The following is a 19,229-nucleotide window of genomic DNA, read 5'->3' on the forward strand; positions in this document are numbered from 1 at the left end:
TCGCCCATAGACCTTCTAAATAGGTTTTTCAAATGTATATAAAGTTATTATTAGTATTAGTACTTAATATAAGTCATCTGATATTTCAAAGTGTTTTTGAAATGTCAGATGAAAGATCTTTGTGGATATCATCTGTCTTGGTGACATTTAACTATTTTTTAATGTTATATATTTCATTGTCAAGAGTTAATTATAATTACCTTCATCCTTTAGTTTTGTATGTTATTACATCAGGGTTGTTTATTTATAACAGGTTCTTTTTTCACTTTTTAGGTCTTAGTGATATTACAAAACCTAATTTTATGGATTTTACGGTTCTAGAACACGGTTATGTTTATTCTACTGCGTTGATACTTCAGTTATTTACAGTAGCATTTGCATCCACGTTGATTTTTTTACCTAGTTCATTTTACAAAAATAATTGGTCTTTTAAGTTAGATAATATCTACTTTAAAGTAGGTGTTATAATGTATTTTATTGGTATAGTGCCAGCTTACTATATCCAAGTGATGACCGTGTCAGAGTTTTTGAATAAAGGTTATTTATCTGTTTTTACAGATGGTATTAAGTATGAAGCTCCTGCTTTAATTAAATTTTTCGGTGTTTTTTTTAGGTTGGGTCTGTTCCTTATCTTGATTTCAATACCTCCAAAGAAAATGTTGAAGCTAATCTTAATTCTTTTTCTACCTTTTATTTTTCTGAATTTAATGATGGGTGTTAGGGGGTATTATTTTTCGTTTATTTTAGTTTTACTTTTTTATTATTATAATTTTTATTCATTAAAAAAGCTTAATTTAAAAAAATCGTTTTACTTGGTTTTTGGTGTTGTTCTGTTAGGGGATTTGATAGCAAGTTATAGGCTAGGATTAATGCCACTGGAGAATGGTTTCTCCATTTTTTATGAATTTTTCTACAATCAAGGTACATCAGTTCTCGCAGTAATTAATTCTGTCAAATATCAAGAGTTAGGTTTGATCGATGCAGGTTATATTAACTATTTTGACTTAGTAATAACACCTCAGAACCTCTTACAAGATAAAGTGGATTATTTAGTCTCATCAGCGTCTAAAGTTCGTGGTTTGAGTCTTGGCGGGAGTATATATCAGGAAGGATATTTAATTGGTGGTTTTCTACTGATATTTATATTAGGTGCTTTTTCACCGTTGGTTATATTGAGTTTGTCAGTGATTTCACAAAGGAATAGAGTTTTATTTGGTGTTTTTCTTATTATACTACCAGATATACTTTTTAGCCCGAGGTCTAGATTACTAGATTTTTTATTGAAAAATGCCGTTTATTTACTACTTTTTTTATTAATTACTTTTCTTATTGCAATACTTTTTAAAGGAAAAAAATGAAAGTTTTATTAATCGCTCCAATTGTATATGGCTTTTCTTCACAGATAGAACTGGAAATTAAGAAAAAAGGGCATGATATTGACTTCATTGATGAACATATATTAAGTAACGCGAAAATATTAAGAAAGTTAGTTATGAAGTTGCCTCATAGTATATTGATAAGATTGCATACTAAGTACTTCTTGTCGCTTTTAACTTATGAAAATAAGTATGATAGAGTTATAATAATTCGAGGTGAATACTTAGAAGGCAAAGTTATTGAAAAGTTAAAAAAACACTTCTCCCAAGCGCAATTTATAATGTACCAGTGGGATTTTAGTAAAAATTTACCTTTATTAAGTAGTCAAATAAAGCTTTTTGATAAAGCTTATAGCTTTGATAAAGATGATAGTGAATTATTTAATATAGAGCATAAGCCACTGTTTTTTAACCGGCAGTACAAAGAGCTTAATGCAAAGGAAGGCGTAACTCATGATATAAATTTTGTAGGTACTGATCACTCTAGACGATATGTATTCATAAAAGAATTTATAAATTGTAACAAAGATAATAATTTCAAATATAAAATTCACTTATTTCGGCCATTAACCTCTTTGCTTTTAGCTTTTTTAAAAAAGCCTACATTCTTTGTTGGAAAAAAAGTCAAGCACTTTAAAGTAAAACCATCTTCAGAGCATGACACTTTGCTATCTATGGCTAATTCTAAAGTTATTTTGGACATAACTCAGCCGGGTCAAAATGGATTAACGATGAGAACTTTAGAGGCTTTAGGATTACAAAAAAAATTAGTTACCACTAATCGTTCAGTTGAGCAGTATGACTTTTATAATTCAGAGAATATTAGAATCCTTGATTCTGAAAATTTATTCATAGAAAAAGAATTTGTAGATTCGCCTTATAAAAGAACTTCCAAAGAAGTTTATAATAAATACTTTATTGATAATTGGGTTGATGACTTTATTAGGTAAGCTAGATATGAATATACTTATAAATGCGACCGCTGCAAAAGAAGGTGGCGCTGAGACCATAGTTAAAAATTTCCTTGAGCATAAGAAAAATGATGGTAATGATTATTATATTTTAGCTCCATTTAATAATGACTTTAATGCTGATAATTTTTTTTGGAAAAAAAAATCAACATCAGGTTTCTATACAACTTTATTCTCGGTTTTTTTTGTCTTCTTTTATATCAAACTTTATAAATGTGAAAAAATTTATAGCTTTTCTAACGTAAATTGTTTTTTTCCAGTAAAGTTTAAAATTACATACTTCCATAACTATTTAATTCTAATATCACCAGGGCTCAAATTTAAACTATTGAGACTGACGCTTCGATTTTTCAACCAATTAAAGGCTAGTTTTGTTTTCCAAACCGATTTGGTATCTCGCGATTTTTTACATGTTATAGGTAACCCTAAATCAATTTTGATACGTTGGCCTGGAGTTAATATTGACATGGTCAATTTTACTTCAAACCTTGATACTGATACTGATACTGATACTGATACTGATACTGATACTGATAAAAAATATAAGTTTTTAATTCCAATTACTGATCTTAAAAATAAAAATAAGAATTTTGAATTAATTACAAAAATAGTTGAGAGCATGAATGCAAATAAGAATGTTTTATTTTATGTTACTGCAAATGAACCTTTAGATAATGACTATGATGAGAGGTTTATTTTCTTGGGCAAGTTAATGCCTAATACCTTCCTTAATACCTTAAAGTCCTGCGATGCAGTAATTATTACATCATATTTTGAAACAGCTTGTTTGCCACTTTTTGAAGCGTTGGCTTTCAATAAAGTGGCTTTTGTATTTAATAGAGATTACGTACAAAGTTTCATTGAAATGTTTGGTAATATCGATGGTTTAATAAGATTTGACGATGAAAAAGAGTTACTCGCTTTGTTTGAATTTAATAAATATATTCATGCTGAAAGTGAGAAAAAATTTATGATTGGGAATTGGGAATTCTAAAATGTTTAAAGATAAAATATTATTAATAACTGGTGGTACAGGTTCGTTTGGTAATGCTGTATTAAAGCGTTTTTTAGACACTGATATTAAAGAAATACGTATATTTTCTCGTGATGAAAAAAAACAAGATGATATGCGTAAAGCATTTAATAATGAAAAATTAAAATTTTATATTGGTGATGTACGCGATCCACAAAGTATTTCTACTGCTATGCGTGGCGTTGACTACGTGTTTCATGCTGCAGCTTTAAAGCAAGTGCCTTCATGTGAGTTTTACCCACTAGAAGCAGTTAAAACTAATGTGTTAGGTACTGAAAATGTACTGGAATCGGCAATTTTTCATGGCGTTAGCCGCGTTGTATGTTTGAGTACCGATAAGGCCGTATACCCAATTAACGCAATGGGTATTTCTAAGGCGATGATGGAAAAAGTGATTGTTGCTAAAAGCCGTAATTTAGAAGGCACAAACACTGTTATTTCGGGTACACGTTACGGTAACGTAATGGCTTCTCGAGGCTCTGTTATTCCTTTGTTTATTCGACAAGTAATCGAAAATACACCCATTACATTAACAGACCCTTCAATGACTCGCTTTATGATGACATTAGATGATGCCGTTGATTTAGTACTACATGCTTTTGAAAATGGCACTAATGGTGATATTTTTGTACAAAAAGCGCCTGCAGCGACTATTGAAGTGTTAACACAAGCAATACTTGAAATGATTGGCAAGCCAGAGCATAAAGTTAATGTTATTGGCACACGCCACGGTGAAAAGTTATTTGAAGCATTATGTAGCCGTGAAGAAATGTTTGTTGCGCAAGATCAAGGCGAATATTACCGAGTTCCTGCAGATAACCGCGATTTAAATTATGCACAATATACAGACGAAGGCGATAAAGATTTGTCTACTATTGAAGACTATAACTCACATAATACAGAGCGCTTAGATGTTGAAGGGATGAAGCAGCTACTGCGTAAACTTGACTTTATGCGTGATATTGAAGCAGGTAAATTAATAGTACCAGAAGGTGTGTAATGAATATTTTAGTAACTGGTGCTAATGGTTTTATTGGTCGAAACTTATGTGTGCATTTAAAAGAAGCTGGGTTTGAAAATGTTGAAAAAATCACCCGCGATAATGACGACATAAGTATTGATGAAAAAGTAAAAAATGCTGATTTTATATATCATTTAGCCGGTATAAATAGACCTAAAAATGATGATGAGTTTAAACAAGGCAATACAGATTTAACTCAAAAAATAGTAAATACACTTGTTAACAACAAGCGTAATACGCCAATTTTACTTACGTCATCAATTCAAGCTGAGTTAAATAATCCTTATGGGGTAAGTAAAGCAGGCGCAGAATCAGCTATTGCTGCTTACAGAGAAAAAACAGGTAGTGCTGCTTATATTTACAGATTACCGAATGTTTTTGGTAAGTGGTGTAGGCCTAATTATAATTCTGCAGTGGCTACCTTTTGTTATAACACAATAAACGACTTACCAATTACTGTACACAATGCTGATGCACCCCTTAGTCTTGTTTATATAGATGATGTTTGCCATGCGTTTATTAGTCTACTAAACAATACGCCTTCAGAGCCTAAAGAATATAGTCAGGTGGAGCCTGTTTACAAAACTACAGTAGGTAAAGTTGTTAGCTTATTAAGTGACTTTAAACAAAGCCGCACCTCTTTAATAACTAACAAGGTAGGCCTTGGTTTTGAGCGCGCACTTTATTCTACTTATTTAAGCTACTTTAAGCCTGAGCAATTTACTTACGATGTACCGAGTTACACTGACGAACGTGGCTCATTTAGCGAAATGCTTAAAACAACTGATTCTGGCCAGTTTTCATTTTTTACTGCACACCCAGGGATCACTCGCGGTGGGCATTATCATCATTCGAAAAATGAAAAGTTTTTAGTGTTAAAGGGCGAAGCTCGATTTAAATTTAAACAGATTGCTACTGGTGAAGAGTACGAGGTTAATACCTCAGAAGCTGTTCGTACAATAGTAGAAACAGTACCTGGTTGGACTCATGATATAACGAATGTTGGCTCAGAAGAGTTAATAGTCATGCTTTGGGCAAATGAAATATTTGACAGAGACAAGCCAGACACTGTTGCAATGGCTTTATAAAGCTGTTTTTTAAATTTCAGATTTTAAGTGAGTAAAATGAAAAAGTTAAAAGTAATGTCAGTTGTGGGAACACGACCAGAAATAATTCGTTTATCTCGAGTACTCGCTAAGCTTGATGAGCACTGTGAACATATATTAGTTCATACAGGCCAAAATTATGATTTTGAGCTTAATGAAGTATTTTTTAACGATTTAGGTGTTAGAAAGCCTGATTACTTTTTAAATGCTGCAGGTAAAAATGCTGCTGAAACAATTGGCCAAGTAATCATTAAAGTTGATGAAGTACTTGAAGAGGTTATGCCCGAGGCCATGCTTGTATTGGGTGATACAAATTCGTGTATATCAGCTATACCAGCAAAGCGCCGTAAGGTTCCTATATTTCATATGGAAGCTGGTAATCGTTGTTTTGATCAGCGAGTACCTGAAGAGACTAACCGTAAAATAGTCGATCATACTGCTGATATTAACCTTACTTACAGCACTATTGCGAGAGACTATTTGTTGGCTGAGGGAATTCCTGCTGATCGTATTATTAAAACAGGCAGCCCGATGTTTGAAGTGCTGACACATTATATGCCTCAAATTGATTCATCAAATGTATTAAAAGAGCTTGAGCTTAAAAAAGGTCAGTTTTTTGTAGTGAGTGCTCACCGAGAAGAAAACGTTGATTCTCCAAAGCAGCTTATAAACTTAGCAAATACGCTTAACGCGGTTGCTGAGCATTATGATATGCCTGTAATAATTTCGACTCACCCGCGCACAAGAAACAGAATAGAAGCACAAGGAATTGAGTTTCATAAAAATATTAGGTTATTAAAACCGTTAGGTTTTCATGATTATAATAACTTACAAAAAAATGCTAAGGCTGTACTTTCTGATAGTGGGACCATTAACGAAGAGTCTTCGATAATGAATTTTCCTGCATTGAATCTTCGTGAAGCGCATGAGCGACCTGAAGGAATGGAAGAAGCTTCGGTAATGATGGTTGGTTTAGGTGTAGAGCGTGTTATGCAAGGCTTGCAAATACTTGAGTCGCAACCAGCGGGCGAACAACGATTATTACGCCAAGTGTACGATTATAGTATGCCAAATGTAGCTGATAAGGTGGTTAGAATTATTCATTCTTATACTGACTATGTTAATCGCGTGGTTTGGAAAAAATATTAATGAAATTAGCGCTAATAATTGATGATTATTTACCAGATAGCACAAGAGTAGGCGCTAAGATGTTTCATGACTTGGCGCTTGAACTTATATCAATGGGGCATAATGTAACAGTAATTACGCCTGCTGTAGGGCAAGCAAAAAAAGTTACTGAGCAGAGTGTTGAAGGGGTTAGAGTTTGGCGCTTTAGTTCAGGCCCAATTAAAGATGTAGGCAAAGTAACTCGGGCTTTAAATGAAACTTTGCTTTCATTTAAAGCTTGGTCAGCTATTAAGGGAAATGTTAACGAGCACACATTTGATGGAGTTATTTATTACTCGCCTTCTATTTTTTTTGGTGGTTTGGTTAATAATATTAAAAAGCACTGTAAATGCCCATCTTACCTTGTATTAAGAGATTTATTCCCTCAATGGGTAATTGATGCAGGGATGATTAAAAAAGGCTCGTTAATTGAGAAATATTTTAAGTTTTTTGAACAGCGATCGTATAAAGCTGCGAATACAATTGGCTTAATGTCAGAAAAAAATATAGAAGTATTTAAGCAAAGTAACCAAGATAAGTACCCAATAGAGGTTTTGCGCAATTGGGCTGATATAAAGCCTGTTATCGCTGAGGGGGCAGATACCTCTTTTCGCTCTCAGTTACAATTACAAAACAAAATCATCTACTTTTATGGCGGTAACATTGGCCATGCGCAAGATATGGCAAACTTAATGCGCTTAGCTAAAAATATGCAGCACTGTATGCAGGCTCACTTTTTATTTATAGGCCAGGGCGATGAGGTGGAACTTATTAACCAACTTGCTGAGCAGTGGAATTTAAAAAACTATACTTATTTACCATCAGTTAATCAGAATGAATTTAAAAAAGTGTTAGCTGAAGTTGATGTAGGAATGTTTTCTTTATCGGCTGAGCATACTGCACATAACTTTCCGGGCAAGCTATTAGGGTATATGGTTCAGTCTCTTCCTATTTTAGGTAGTGTAAATAGCGGCAATGACTTAAAAATGTTAGTTAACTCAAATCAGGCTGGGTATATCACTATAAACGGTGATGATGAACAGCTATTGAAAGATGCCGTAAGTTTATATGAAAGTGCAAGCTTAAGGAAAAAAGTTGGCTGTAATGCATATGAGCTACTTAAAAATGAATTCTCGGTTACCTCAATAGCTGAAAATTTAGTAAGTAAATTAAAACAGAAAAAATAATAAAGTAGTTAAAAACTTACCTGCTCATTCTATTTGATTTATCTAATTATTCATCAAAAACGTACTTGAATTTATGTCGTAATAGATTTTTGATATAACGATTTTGTACTGTCTGTTTAAAGTTAGCTCTATTAATTTTTATTACTATTACTATATAACTCAATGATAAATCTGATTTTATCATTGAGCTAATTTGTATGTTAAGTATAAAGCTAAAAATACCTAATACCTTAGGTTGGTCTAACTTTTTCGGTAGGGCCCTTGATAAGACAAAGAATTAAAACTTTAGAGAGTGCTTATTGAAATCTCTAAACTACAACTCAACTTTTAAGTTGCATCAAATAATACTTTTAATGTTACTTAATATTACTAATAATATGCTTATTTAAAGTAAGCAGTTTAAGTGCTAGTTATTAGCTAAATACTCAAGTTTTTATTTATATTTTTAGCTCTAGTTAGCATGTTTTAAAAAATATGGATTTTATATGTTTTTAGATCTGCTTTTTACTTTTTTTATCGCTTTTGCTGTGTTGTTTTTTATGCGTAAGGTGGCGCGGCAAGTTGGTTTAGTTGATAAACCCTCAGGCCGTAAGATGCATACAGGTAATATACCTTTGGTTGGAGGAGTCGCTATATGTATTACTATAGTGCAATACATATATTCACACCCTGATATGATTAACCACGCTAATTTGTTTATGTGTTGCATTGTTGGTTTAACAGTTGTAGGTGCGTTAGACGACAGGTATGACTTGAGCGTAAAAATACGTATGCTGATACAAACTCTTATATCTATAGCAATGATTTACTTTGCTCAAGCAGAGTTGGTTTCACTTGGAGATATATTAGGGTTTGGTGACATTAGCTTGGGTTATGGTTATGTAGGTGGGCTAATTACCGTATTAGCCGTTATAGGCTGTATTAATGCTTTTAATATGGTTGATGGCATAGATGGCCTTTTAGGTGGCCTTTCGGTAGTTACATTTGGTGCGATTGGTATTTTATTGAGTATGGCTAATGAGCAAAGCTTAAGTTATTTATGCTTATTATTAGTTGTATGTATGATCCCTTATATTGTTATGAATTTGGGCCTTATAGGCCGTGAGCGTAAAGTGTTTATGGGCGATGCAGGAAGTATGATGATTGGCTTTACTGTTATTTGGTTATTAATTGGCGCAAGCCAAACCCCAGGAAACCCTATGATACGCCCAGTAACTGCATTGTGGTTAATTGCATTACCATTAATGGATATGGCTGCAATTATGATACGCCGGGTTAAGCAAGGTAAATCACCGTTTAAGCCCGACCGTGAACATTTACACCATATATGCCAACGCTTAGGTTGCTCGCCTACACAAACACTTATTTTAATATGCTCAATCGCATCTGTATTTGCAGGTGTAGGTATAATTGGCGAGATTTTTGTAATACCAGAATTTTTAATGTTTTATAGTTTTATAGTTATTTTTGCAGCTTATTTAGTTGTACTGATTAACTACTGTAAAATTATAAACTTTTTCAGACGTAAGTTAGACCTACCAGAAAAACAATATTCAGCGAGTAAGTAAAATTACTTGAGCGCGAAGTGAGTTCGCACCTACAGTTGACATATATCTTAGGTGAGGCTTTATACCTTGCTTTTATAAAGATGAATTACTTAAGTGCGAAGTGAATTCGTACCTACTGGGTGAATATATTGTAGGTGAGGTTTTACACCTCGCTTTTGTAAAGGTAAATTACTTAAGTGCGCAGTAAATTCAAATCTACAAAGAACGCCTTCATCAGAATTGTCACCCACTTTTATTTTACTATTAAGCAAAAAAACCTTAGGTGATTTACTCACAAATAAATTAAAGAGTTAATGCACTTTAAAAGCGCACTTTAGGTAAAGCTCTGAGACCGTCGAGTAATATCATTCGATTTTACATTTTGGCTAAAGCCTTTTCACTAGAGCCTAATTTATAACTCTGATAGAATCATTTTATTACTTATTAACTAATCTTAAAGGATTAATATGAAAATTGCCGTAGTAGGTACAGGCTATGTAGGCCTTTCTAACGCTATGTTGCTAGCACAACACAATGAAGTGGTTGCATTAGATATAGACGAACAAAAAATAGCGCTATTGAATGATAAAAAGTCTCCAATTGTTGATACCGAAATTAGTGAGTTTTTAACACGTAGTGACTTAAATTTTACAGCAACTACCGACAAAGTAGCAGCCTATAAAAATGCAGACTTTGTAATTATTGCTACACCAACCGATTACGATGTTGAAAATAACTATTTTAATACAAACTCAGTAGAGGCTGTAATTAAAGATGCGATAGCGCATAACCCAAATGCAGTTATGGTTATTAAATCGACGGTACCAGTTGGTTTTACGCAAGGTATAAAAGAAAAGCTCGGCATTAGTAACTTAATATTTTCGCCAGAATTTTTACGTGAAGGTAAAGCACTACACGATAATTTATACCCATCACGTATTGTTGTTGGCGAACAAAGTGAGCGTGCAAGTGTGTTTGCTAACTTACTTAAGCAAGGCGCTATAAAAGAAGATATTGAAGTACTTTTTACCGATTCAACAGAAGCCGAAGCTATTAAGTTATTCTCTAACACCTATTTAGCAATGCGTGTGGCTTATTTTAATGAGCTTGATAGCTACGCTGAAGCTCATGGCTTAAACAGTAAACAAATTATACAGGGCGTTAGTTTAGACCCTCGCATTGGTAGCCATTATAATAACCCATCGTTTGGTTACGGTGGTTACTGCTTACCAAAAGACACTAAGCAGCTGCGTGCAAACTATGCAAATGTACCTAATAACATTATTGGTGCAATTGTTGATGCTAATACTACGCGTAAGGACTTTATTGCAGACTCAATAATTAAGCGCAGCCCAAAAGTGGTTGGTGTGTATCGGTTAGTAATGAAAACTGGGTCTGATAACTTTAGAGCCTCTGCCATCCAAGGCATTATGAAGCGCATTAAAGCTAAAGGTATTGAGGTTGTAGTTTACGAACCTGTGCTTGAAGAAAGTGAGTTTTATCACTCTCGTGTAATTAAAGACTTAAACGAGTTTAAGCAAATATCTGACGTTGTTGTATCTAACCGCATGGTTGAAGAGTTGAGTGATATTGCTGACAAAGTTTATACTCGCGACTTGTTTGGTAGTGATTAATTAAAATAATAGCAGTTAGGTGAAAGGTTTATAGTTGAAATTAGTGTTTTTTGTGCGTGAGCAAGCTTCACGCCTACGACTCAGCCGTATAATTGCGATGTTGTTGTAGGCGCCTTGCTTGCTGGCGCGTTTAGGCTTTTTTCGTGCGTGCGCAAACTTTACGCCTACGACTCAGTTGTATAATTGCGATGTTGTTGTAGGCGCCTTGCTTGCTGGCGCGTTTAGGTTTTTTTCGTGCGTGCGCAAACTTCACGCCTACGGCTCAGCTGTATAATTGCGGTGTTATTGTTGTAGGCGCCTTGCTTGCTGGCGCGTTTAGGCTTTTTTCGTGCGTGCGCAAGCTTCACGCCTACGACTCAGCCGTATAATTGCGATGTTATTGTTGTAGGCGCCTTGCTTGCTGGCGCGTTTAAGCTTTTTTCGTGCGTGCTCAAACTTTACGCCTACGGCTCAGCTGTATAATTGCGGTGTTATTGTTGTAGGCGCCTTGCTTGCTGGCGCGTTAGCAAATAAGCATAGCTTTAAAAGTTAAAGGCATTGAGGTAAAAGTACGGACCTGGATAGAAGAGTCTAGGCAGTTATCAAAAATGATATCTGCTTTAATGAAAACTATTGAAACTTGGGATTAGGCTTTTAGTCTTCAACTTTCAACTTTCAACCTTCAACTTTATCAGCTTAAAGATTAGGAAATTATGAAATATTTAGTAACGGGTGCGGCTGGTTTTATTGGTGCGGCAACATGCCAAAAATTGTTAGCGGCCGGCCATGTTGTAGTTGGTATTGATAACCTTAACGACTATTACGATATAAATTTAAAACTAGCTCGTTTAGTGCAGTTTGAAAGCCATGAAGCATTCACATTTATTAAGCTTGATATAAGTGAACGCCCAGCAATGAGCGAGCTATTTAAAGCACAGAAGTTTGATAAAGTAATACATTTGGCAGCGCAAGCCGGTGTTAGGTATTCAATAGAAAACCCTGATGCTTATGCTGATTCTAATTTAGTAGGGCATTTAAACGTACTTGAAGGGTGTCGTAATAATAAAGTTAAGCACTTGGTTTATGCCTCATCTAGCTCTGTATATGGTTTAAACGAAAAAACACCGTTTGAAACAACCGACAGTGTTGATCACCCTGTGTCGTTTTATGCTGCTACTAAAAAAGCGAATGAGCTAATGGCGCATAGCTATTCTCATTTATATAGCTTACCTACAACAGGTTTACGCTTTTTTACCGTTTATGGCCCATGGGGTCGTCCTGATATGGCACCGTATATTTTTACTAAAAAAATACTTGCCGGCGACACTATTGATATAAACAACAACGGCGATATGTGGCGTGACTTTACTTACATAGATGACATAGTAGAAGGCGTTGTTCGTGCTGCTGATGTTATACCCGTTGCAAACCCTGACTGGAGAGTTGAAACAGGTTCGCCAGCTTCTAGCTCTGCGCCGTATGCGGTTTATAATATTGGCCACGGTAGCCCAATAAACCTAATGAAGTTTATTGAAGCCATTGAAGCTGAACTAGGTACTGAAGCTAAAAAGAACTTCCGTGAAATGCAAGCCGGCGATGTTTATAAAACTTATGCTGATACTACAGATTTATTTAATGCGACGGGCTATAAAGCGCAGGTTGGTGTTAAGCAAGGCGTAAGTGAGCTTATTAAGTGGTATAAAGACTTTTATAAATAAAGGTTACAATTTGTAAGTCATTTAAAAACACTGTTTTAAATTTGAGGCAGTGTTTTTTAATGTGTTTAGATTGGTTAACCTAAACACATTAAACCATTGGTGATCTAAATTTTACTGAAAGTTACTTTTTATTTACCATCCACCTATTTTTAACCTATTAACTTTAAAAATTATTAATTTATAAATAAAGGACTACCCATGAAAGCCGTTATTCCTGTTGCAGGCCTTGGTACACGTATGCTACCTATGACTAAAGCAATTCCTAAAGAAATGCTGCCAATTGTAGACAAGCCACTTATTCAATATATTGTTAGTGAATGTGTTGCTGCTGGTATTAAAGATATTGTTTTAGTAACGCATAGTTCTAAAAATGCAATTGAAAATCACTTTGATACAAGTTACGAGCTAGAAGCCACACTCGAAAAACGAGTAAAACGTGCGCTGCTTGATGAAGTCCGATCAATTTGTCCGCCAGACGTAACCGTTATGAGTGTACGCCAAGGTGAGGCGAAAGGTTTAGGCCATGCAATCTTATGTGCCAAACCTATTGTAGGTAATAACGATTTTGTAGTGTTACTTCCAGATGTAATACTTGATGCATATACAGCAGATCAAAAAACCGAAAACTTAGCTGCGATGATTAGGCGCTTTAGCGAAACACAAGCAAGCCAGATTATGCTTGAGCCTGTAGCTCAGGAGGATGTAAGTAAATACGGTATTGCCGATATTAACGGTGTGCAACTTGCCCCAGGTATGAGCGCAGCAATTAAAACAATGGTTGAAAAGCCTGCTACCGATTTAGCTCCTTCAAACCTTGCGGTTGTTGGTCGTTATGTACTTAGTAAAAACATTTGGCCATTACTTGCTAAAACGCCTGTAGGCGCAGGTGACGAAATTCAATTAACCGATGCTATTTATGCGTTAATGACACAAGAAACGGTTGAAGCATTCCATATGAGTGGCGCTTCGCACGATTGTGGCGATAAGTTGGGTTATTTAAAAGCAATTGTTGAATACTCAATGCGCGATGAAAAGCTAGGTAAAGATTTTACTCAGTATATAAATACCTTTGTTAATGGTAAAAATTAATAACATAGTTAATTTATATCCCCTAGGTGAGTTTTCATACCTCGCTTTTGGTAAAGTTAAATCACATGAGCGCGAAGTAAATTCGCACCTACAGGGGGCATATATTGTAGGTGAGGTTTTATACCTCGCTTTAGTAAAGTTAAATTACATTAGCGCGAAGTAAATTCGCACCTACAGAGGGGGGGATTGTAGGTGAGGTTTTATACCTCGCTTTTGGTAAAGTTAAGTTAGAAGAGCGCGAAGTAAATTCGCACCTACAGGGGTAAATTGTAGGTGAGGTTTTACACCTCGCTTTTGGTAAAGTTAAATCACATAAGCGCGAAATAAATTCGCACCTACAGGGTGGCATATGTTGTAGGTTAGGTTTTATACCTCGCTTTTGTAACGTTAGATTACATGAGCGCGAAGTAAATTCGCACCTACAGGGTGCATATATTGTAGGTGAGGTTTTATACTTCGCTTTTGGTAAAGTTAAATTAGATGAGTGCGAAGTAACTTCGCACCTATAGGGTGTTAAAAATTAGCAAATACACCTAACCTAGCAAATGTTTCCCCGTATACATCCTTTCCTTGATACAGCTCAGCTCCCCAACTTTTAGCGCCCATTATTGGTTTACTTAACTTGCGTGTATACGCTGTTTGCAGTTCGTAACTTTTTTTATAGCCTTCGTTTTTATTTTCAAACATACGAATAGTAGTATTTAAGCTTTCTATTTTACTTAATTGCCAATGCCAGTTTACGCTCATTGATTAGTTGCTTTTAGTCTTGCTTATCATCTGCTTAGTGGCCAATTACATCACCTAATGCTACTGGTGCAGTAATGACGCAAGAAACGGTTGAAGCGTTTCATATGAGTGGCACCTCGCACAATTGTGGCGATAAGGTGGATTGTTTAAAAGCAATAGTTGAGCTTTCAGTGCGAGATGAAAAACTAAATAAAGCTTTTTATCAGTATATAAAGGCAAAGTAGATCAAAAAATTAACATATAAAAAATCAATATACAAAAGGTATTATTAATTAGCGGCGCTGTAAGCTGTTTAAGTATTGGCGCCGCATTTATTTTAGGTGATGTTTTTAAGTTATTTTACTTTTTTATTTATTATATTTATTTTTAACGTATTTATAAAGCTAGAGTTTTCAATATATTTATACGAATAATGTGAAATAATATATGTTGTTAGTGATAGTGAAATAATAACAAAAACTTCTTTTAAGGGAGATGGATTGCTACCAAAGAAGTTAAATAATACGCCAAGCACTAAAATATGGGCTAAATAAGTAGAATAAGAGTAGTCACCAAGCTTTATTAAAAATTGCGTCAGTAAATTTTTTTCATTAAATAAGTTATTAATCAATATAAATCCAATTACTATTAAACTCGCAGATATTGTTGTATGTATAAGCCCATATCCCACAATGCCACTAAGTACAATTCCTCCCGCTATTAATGAAATCAAACCCGTTTTAAAAAGCTGTATTTCGATGATCTTATATTTTAAAAATATATAGCCAATAGCCATGCCAAAAACAAACTGCCACATTTTTGGATTCTTTATTACAGACATAGTTACATTATCAAAGCTATAAAAAACTATAGGAAATAAAAGTATAAGCGCGCAGCAGATGTAAATACCTTTTCTTTTAAATATAGCTAGACAAATAGCCAGTATAGAGTAAAACAAAACTTCATAATTAAGTGTCCAGCCAACGGTTAAAACAGGGTAAACTCCCAGTCCGGATACATTTTCATGAGGTATAAATAATAATGATTGGATTAATGTGTAAGCAGTATATTGGTTGTAAATAAAGGCGCTAGGAATTAACGCAACAGCAATAATAATGATGAAAGTGAAAAACCAATACGTAGGAAATACACGAAATAATCTTTTTATAAAAAATGACCATCCATCTGTTGAGGGTCTTGATGCAGCTAAATACATCATAAAACCACTAAGTACAAAAAAAAGGTCAACTCCAAACCCTCCTCGGCTACTCAAAAACTCACCGATTGAGCTGGTTGAATTAAAACTATGAAATATCTGCATGTAATGATGGTACACAACTAACCATGCTGCAAGAGCCCTAAGAACTTGTAAAGATTGTATTTTCAAACTGTTTTCCAATTATAATATGGGGATAACTTACTTTGGTTTAAAGCAAGTATTTAGGTATTAAAAATTGAGCTAGTGTAAGTAACTCTTGGTTTTATTTGTCATAAAAGCGATATTAGGAGTGATTTAGTAAATGTTGAATTTTATTAAATCAGCAATATCTATACTTGCAGGTTTGTAATAAACGTAAAATAAGCGGGATTGCTAGCACAACACCGATTTTTGTATTTTTTAACTAAAAATTAGCAAACACACCTAACCTAGCAAATGTTTCCCCGTATACATCCTTTCCTTGATATAGCTCAGCTCCCCAACTTTTAGCACCCATTATTGGTTTACTCAACTTACGCGTGTATGCCGTTTGTAGTTCGTAACTTGTTTTATAACTTTCGCTCTTATTTTCAAGCATGCGAATAGTGGTATTTAAACTTTCTATTTTACTTAATTGCCAATGCCAGTTTACGCTCATCGATTTAGCAGGAGTGTAGTCACTGTAGTCGTGTTCATCACCCGCCCAGTGGCCAATTACATTGCCTGAATTACGGTTGCCATCTAAATATAAGTGGTTACTATACCAGCTAACTTGCCAATTACTGTGCTCAAAACGTAGGCTGTGGTTATTAGCAATAAACGGTAAGTAAAGGCCAAAGCTATAAGCGTTATTTCTACCACCACCCAATGTATCTTCAAGTGCTACTTCACCGTAAAACTCATAAGGGAGTGCATAAATGCTATTGTTGTATGCGAATGTAATTGAGCCCAGTTGATCCCCAAGCTCATAATCTTCACCTAACTCTTGAGCGTCATCGCTATTGATATTGTCTTTACTACCAGGACTAAAAAAACCTTCAGTAAAATCTTTAATTGTAACGCTTCGCGGACCACCACCAAACTGCATTAAGCGGCTTAAGCCTATTGTTAAGTTATCGGTTGCTGCAAAACTAGTGTGCAAGCCAAATAAATATGGCTTGCCTGGTTCGTAAACTCTAGCTACACCATCCTGCCTTCCTTCTCTTAAAATTCCGCTTTGCTCTGTCATTTTACTAATAAACATATCGTAACGAATATTAAAGCTGGTTATGGGCTCTACATTGCTAAGCGTTATAGAAGGCGTTGTTTTAGCTTGTGTGCTTAAAAGCATGGCACTGTCGTTAAAAGGTGAGTACCAATGCTCACGATAACCTACATCTAGTTGCGCGTATTTATTACCAAGGTAAAAAAAGCTTTGTGTAGGTAATATTTCATCTTCGTTGGCAATGCCTGCAACACTTACACCAAAGTAACGCCCGAAGTTAGCGTAAGCACCACCTTCAACAATTAAGTTGGTTTTAGTAGTTTGGCCGCGTTGGTTAGGCAGTGTTTTATCTTTTGTGCCTGCAGCAAGCGTTACTTTTGCAAATGTACCCGCGTCGCTTTGAATGTAAGGGCTAAGCTGGTACGAAAGTGTTTGATATAGTTCTGGGTAAGTATGCCTTACTGTTTGCAGCACTCTATAAATATCGTGCGCTTTATAAGGCTTGCTCATAATATGTGTGTTTTTACTTACGGCTAAAAGTCGTTGTACTTGGTGCTCAAGTTCAGGGGCTTGATTTAAAGGTAAATAAGGTGATACGCCACCTTTAGCAACAGCATTTGCACTGATTGCCATCCCGATAAACAGTGATATTTTTTTGAGCATAATTATTCCGTTAGCAAAAATTTGTTTAAGTAAAAACGTTAACGCGAGGTTAGCAATAAACGCCTAAGTAAGGAAGAAAAAAGCGATATATTAGTGGTTAGTAATTGGTGTGTGTAAGTTGTAGGGAGTTTTTATATCTGACTTTGGTAAAGTTAAGTTAGATGAGCGCGAAGTAAATTCGCACCTACAGGAAGCATATATTGTAGGTGAGGTTTTATACCTCGCTTTGGTAAAGTTAAGTTAGATGAGCGCGAAGTAAATTCGCACCTACAGGAAGCATATGTTGTAGGTGAGGTTTTATACCTCGCTTTTGGTAAAGTTAAGTTAGATGAGCGCGAAGTAAATTCGCACCTACAGGGTACATATATCGTAGGTGAGGTTTTATACCTCGCTTTGGTAAAGTTAAGTTAGATGAGCGCGAAGTAAATTCGCACCTACAGGGTGGTATATGTTGTAGGTGAGGTTTTATACCTCGCTTTGGTAAAGTTAAGTTAGATGAGCGCGAAGTAAATTCGCACCTACATGGTGTGTATATTGTAGGTGAGGTTTTATACCTCGCTTTTTATTTTATATAAATACAATCCCAGTAAGGGTATGAAGCAATTTTATCGACAATTTTAGCCCGCAAAGGATTGGCAATAATATATCTAGCATTGTTCAGTAAATCGTTTTCATTTTTAATCATGTGATCATAGTAGTTACGTTGCCATAATTTATACATACCTAAATCGTCACGGGTTACTTTAGAACAACGGCCTTTAAATAACTTAATTACATCGGACAGCGTTTTTTTATTTCCTAATTGAATTAGCCAATGTATATGATTTGGCATAATTACAAATGCTATTGTTTTAGCTGCTTCTTGCGTTTCTATCTTTTTCATTTCTGTGATTATCAAACGATTAATATCCATAGAAATAAATATGTTTTCTCTTTTGTGCGCCACTAGTGTGATTGAGTAAAATCGATTTGTTAATGATACTCTGCCTTTTCGCAATAAATCTGAACGATACATTTTTCAGGCCTTCAGTACTTTTGTTTAAAGGTAGCAGAGGTTTCAAAATAAGAGAGCGCGAAGTAAATTCGCATCGATAGGGTGTGTATATTGTAGGTGAGGTTTTATACCTCGCTTTGGTAAAGTTAAGTTAGATGAGCGCGAAGTAAATTCGCACCTACGGGGTGGCATATATTGTCGGTGAGGTTTTATATCTGGCTTTGGTAAAATTAAATTACATAAGCGCGAAGTAAATTCGCACCTACAGGAAGCATATATTGTAGGTGAGGTTTTATACCTCGCTTTGGTAAAGTTAGGTTAGATGAGCGCGAAGTAAATTCGCACCTACAGGGTGTGTGCATGTTGTAGGTGAGGTTTTATACCTCGCTTTGGTAAAGTTAGGTTAGATGAGCGCGAAGTAAATTCGCACCTACAGGGTGTGTGCATGTTGTAGGTGAGGTTTTATACCTCGCTTTGGTAAAGTTAGGTTAGATGAGCGCGAAGTAAATTCGCACCTACAGGGTGTGTGCATGTTGTAGGTGAGGTTTTATACCTCGCTTTGGTAAAGTTAGGTTAGATGAGCGCGAAGTAAATTCGCATCGATAGGGTTGCACAT

16 protein-coding genes are annotated in these 19,229 nt (G+C 35.2%); 12 read left to right on the plus strand and 4 right to left on the minus strand.

All coding sequences use genetic code 11. The features are described 5' to 3' along the window. Positions 1 to 32 precede the first annotated feature (32 nt). The 11 genes from wzy (at position 33) to galU (ending at position 13,828) form a co-directional block, all read left to right on the plus strand. Positions 33 to 1,358: an O-antigen polysaccharide polymerase Wzy gene (gene wzy, locus I6E72_RS09555; RefSeq protein WP_197112074.1), complete on the plus strand. Its 1,326-nt coding sequence runs from the start codon at positions 33 to 35 to the stop codon at positions 1,356 to 1,358. Continuing rightward, positions 1,355 to 2,326 carry a hypothetical protein gene (locus I6E72_RS09560; RefSeq protein WP_197112077.1) on the plus strand — a complete coding sequence of 324 codons (972 nt, stop codon included), beginning with the start codon at positions 1,355 to 1,357 and terminating at the stop codon, positions 2,324 to 2,326. Before wzy ends, I6E72_RS09560 begins: the two co-directional genes overlap by 4 nt. A gap of 7 nt (positions 2,327 to 2,333) precedes the next feature. Then, complete coding sequence (locus tag I6E72_RS09565; protein ID WP_197112079.1) at positions 2,334 to 3,341, plus strand: glycosyltransferase; 1,008 nt, start codon at positions 2,334 to 2,336, stop codon at positions 3,339 to 3,341. Position 3,342: 1 nt separating this feature from the next. Beyond that, positions 3,343 to 4,380, plus strand: coding sequence for a polysaccharide biosynthesis protein (locus I6E72_RS09570; RefSeq protein ID WP_197112081.1), 1,038 nt, complete (start codon positions 3,343 to 3,345; stop codon positions 4,378 to 4,380). Then, a complete protein-coding gene (gene wbjC, locus I6E72_RS09575) occupies positions 4,380 to 5,489 on the plus strand; it encodes a UDP-2-acetamido-2,6-beta-L-arabino-hexul-4-ose reductase (protein ID WP_197112083.1) in 1,110 nt (369 codons plus the stop codon). Before I6E72_RS09570 ends, wbjC begins: the two co-directional genes overlap by 1 nt. Positions 5,490 to 5,525: 36 nt before the next feature. Continuing rightward, complete coding sequence (wecB, locus tag I6E72_RS09580) at positions 5,526 to 6,656, plus strand: non-hydrolyzing UDP-N-acetylglucosamine 2-epimerase (protein ID WP_024607987.1); 1,131 nt, start codon at positions 5,526 to 5,528, stop codon at positions 6,654 to 6,656. Next, positions 6,656 to 7,861, plus strand: coding sequence for a glycosyltransferase family 4 protein (locus I6E72_RS09585; protein ID WP_197112085.1), 1,206 nt, complete (start codon positions 6,656 to 6,658; stop codon positions 7,859 to 7,861). The genes wecB and I6E72_RS09585 overlap by 1 nt, the downstream gene beginning before the upstream one ends. A gap of 485 nt (positions 7,862 to 8,346) precedes the next feature. Further along, positions 8,347 to 9,429: a UDP-N-acetylglucosamine--undecaprenyl-phosphate N-acetylglucosaminephosphotransferase gene (gene wecA / locus I6E72_RS09590; RefSeq protein ID WP_197112087.1), complete on the plus strand. Its 1,083-nt coding sequence runs from the start codon at positions 8,347 to 8,349 to the stop codon at positions 9,427 to 9,429. 446 nt (positions 9,430 to 9,875) lie between these two features. After that, on the plus strand, positions 9,876 to 11,042 hold the full coding sequence (locus I6E72_RS09595) for a nucleotide sugar dehydrogenase (protein ID WP_197112097.1): 1,167 nt from the start codon (positions 9,876 to 9,878) through the stop codon (positions 11,040 to 11,042). A gap of 692 nt (positions 11,043 to 11,734) precedes the next feature. Then, positions 11,735 to 12,739: an NAD-dependent epimerase gene (locus I6E72_RS09600; RefSeq protein WP_197112099.1), complete on the plus strand. Its 1,005-nt coding sequence runs from the start codon at positions 11,735 to 11,737 to the stop codon at positions 12,737 to 12,739. 198 nt (positions 12,740 to 12,937) lie between these two features. Further along, the gene (gene galU, locus I6E72_RS09605; protein ID WP_197112101.1) at positions 12,938 to 13,828 is read left to right on the plus strand and encodes a UTP--glucose-1-phosphate uridylyltransferase GalU; all 891 of its coding nucleotides are present in this window, start codon (positions 12,938 to 12,940) and stop codon (positions 13,826 to 13,828) included. Between the two features lie 513 nt (positions 13,829 to 14,341). Here the strand turns inward: galU and I6E72_RS09610 are convergent. Continuing rightward, on the minus strand, positions 14,342 to 14,575 hold the full coding sequence (locus tag I6E72_RS09610) for a hypothetical protein (protein WP_231620524.1): 234 nt from the start codon (positions 14,573 to 14,575) through the stop codon (positions 14,342 to 14,344). 74 nt (positions 14,576 to 14,649) lie between these two features. On the opposite strand from I6E72_RS09610, the gene I6E72_RS09615 reads away from it, so the two are divergent. Next, a complete protein-coding gene (locus tag I6E72_RS09615; RefSeq protein ID WP_197112103.1) occupies positions 14,650 to 14,799 on the plus strand; it encodes a hypothetical protein in 150 nt (49 codons plus the stop codon). Between the two features lie 110 nt (positions 14,800 to 14,909). Here the strand turns inward: I6E72_RS09615 and I6E72_RS09620 are convergent, their stop codons facing one another. The 3 genes from I6E72_RS09620 to I6E72_RS09630 all read right to left on the minus strand — a co-directional run bounded on the left by I6E72_RS09620 (position 14,910) and on the right by I6E72_RS09630 (position 18,634). Beyond that, positions 14,910 to 15,941: an acyltransferase family protein gene (locus tag I6E72_RS09620; protein ID WP_197112105.1), complete on the minus strand. Its 1,032-nt coding sequence runs from the start codon at positions 15,939 to 15,941 to the stop codon at positions 14,910 to 14,912. Positions 15,942 to 16,176: 235 nt separating this feature from the next. Beyond that, a complete protein-coding gene (locus tag I6E72_RS09625; RefSeq protein ID WP_197112107.1) occupies positions 16,177 to 17,619 on the minus strand; it encodes a capsule assembly Wzi family protein in 1,443 nt (480 codons plus the stop codon). Between the two features lie 562 nt (positions 17,620 to 18,181). Further along, positions 18,182 to 18,634 carry an REP-associated tyrosine transposase gene (locus I6E72_RS09630; RefSeq protein ID WP_076923743.1) on the minus strand — a complete coding sequence of 151 codons (453 nt, stop codon included), beginning with the start codon at positions 18,632 to 18,634 and terminating at the stop codon, positions 18,182 to 18,184. Positions 18,635 to 19,229: the final 595 nt, after the last annotated feature.

This window comes from Pseudoalteromonas sp. NSLLW24, from assembly GCF_015864725.1.
GTDB classification, from domain to species: domain Bacteria; phylum Pseudomonadota; class Gammaproteobacteria; order Enterobacterales; family Alteromonadaceae; genus Pseudoalteromonas; species Pseudoalteromonas arctica.

Coding starts and splice junctions, on each gene's coding strand:
- I6E72_RS09630 (WP_076923743.1), bottom strand. CDS start 18,634: ATGTATCGTTCAGATTTATTGCGAAAAGGCAGAGTATCATTAACAAAT.
- wzy (WP_197112074.1), top strand. CDS start 33: ATGTATATAAAGTTATTATTAGTATTAGTACTTAATATAAGTCATCTG.
- I6E72_RS09625 (WP_197112107.1), bottom strand. CDS start 17,619: ATGCTCAAAAAAATATCACTGTTTATCGGGATGGCAATCAGTGCAAAT.
- I6E72_RS09565 (WP_197112079.1), top strand. CDS start 2,334: ATGAATATACTTATAAATGCGACCGCTGCAAAAGAAGGTGGCGCTGAG.
- I6E72_RS09595 (WP_197112097.1), top strand. CDS start 9,876: ATGAAAATTGCCGTAGTAGGTACAGGCTATGTAGGCCTTTCTAACGCT.
- I6E72_RS09615 (WP_197112103.1), top strand. CDS start 14,650: ATGACGCAAGAAACGGTTGAAGCGTTTCATATGAGTGGCACCTCGCAC.
- I6E72_RS09570 (WP_197112081.1), top strand. CDS start 3,343: ATGTTTAAAGATAAAATATTATTAATAACTGGTGGTACAGGTTCGTTT.
- wecB (WP_024607987.1), top strand. CDS start 5,526: ATGAAAAAGTTAAAAGTAATGTCAGTTGTGGGAACACGACCAGAAATA.
- wbjC (WP_197112083.1), top strand. CDS start 4,380: ATGAATATTTTAGTAACTGGTGCTAATGGTTTTATTGGTCGAAACTTA.
- wecA (WP_197112087.1), top strand. CDS start 8,347: ATGTTTTTAGATCTGCTTTTTACTTTTTTTATCGCTTTTGCTGTGTTG.
- I6E72_RS09560 (WP_197112077.1), top strand. CDS start 1,355: ATGAAAGTTTTATTAATCGCTCCAATTGTATATGGCTTTTCTTCACAG.
- I6E72_RS09610 (WP_231620524.1), bottom strand. CDS start 14,575: ATGAGCGTAAACTGGCATTGGCAATTAAGTAAAATAGAAAGCTTAAAT.
- galU (WP_197112101.1), top strand. CDS start 12,938: ATGAAAGCCGTTATTCCTGTTGCAGGCCTTGGTACACGTATGCTACCT.
- I6E72_RS09585 (WP_197112085.1), top strand. CDS start 6,656: ATGAAATTAGCGCTAATAATTGATGATTATTTACCAGATAGCACAAGA.
- I6E72_RS09600 (WP_197112099.1), top strand. CDS start 11,735: ATGAAATATTTAGTAACGGGTGCGGCTGGTTTTATTGGTGCGGCAACA.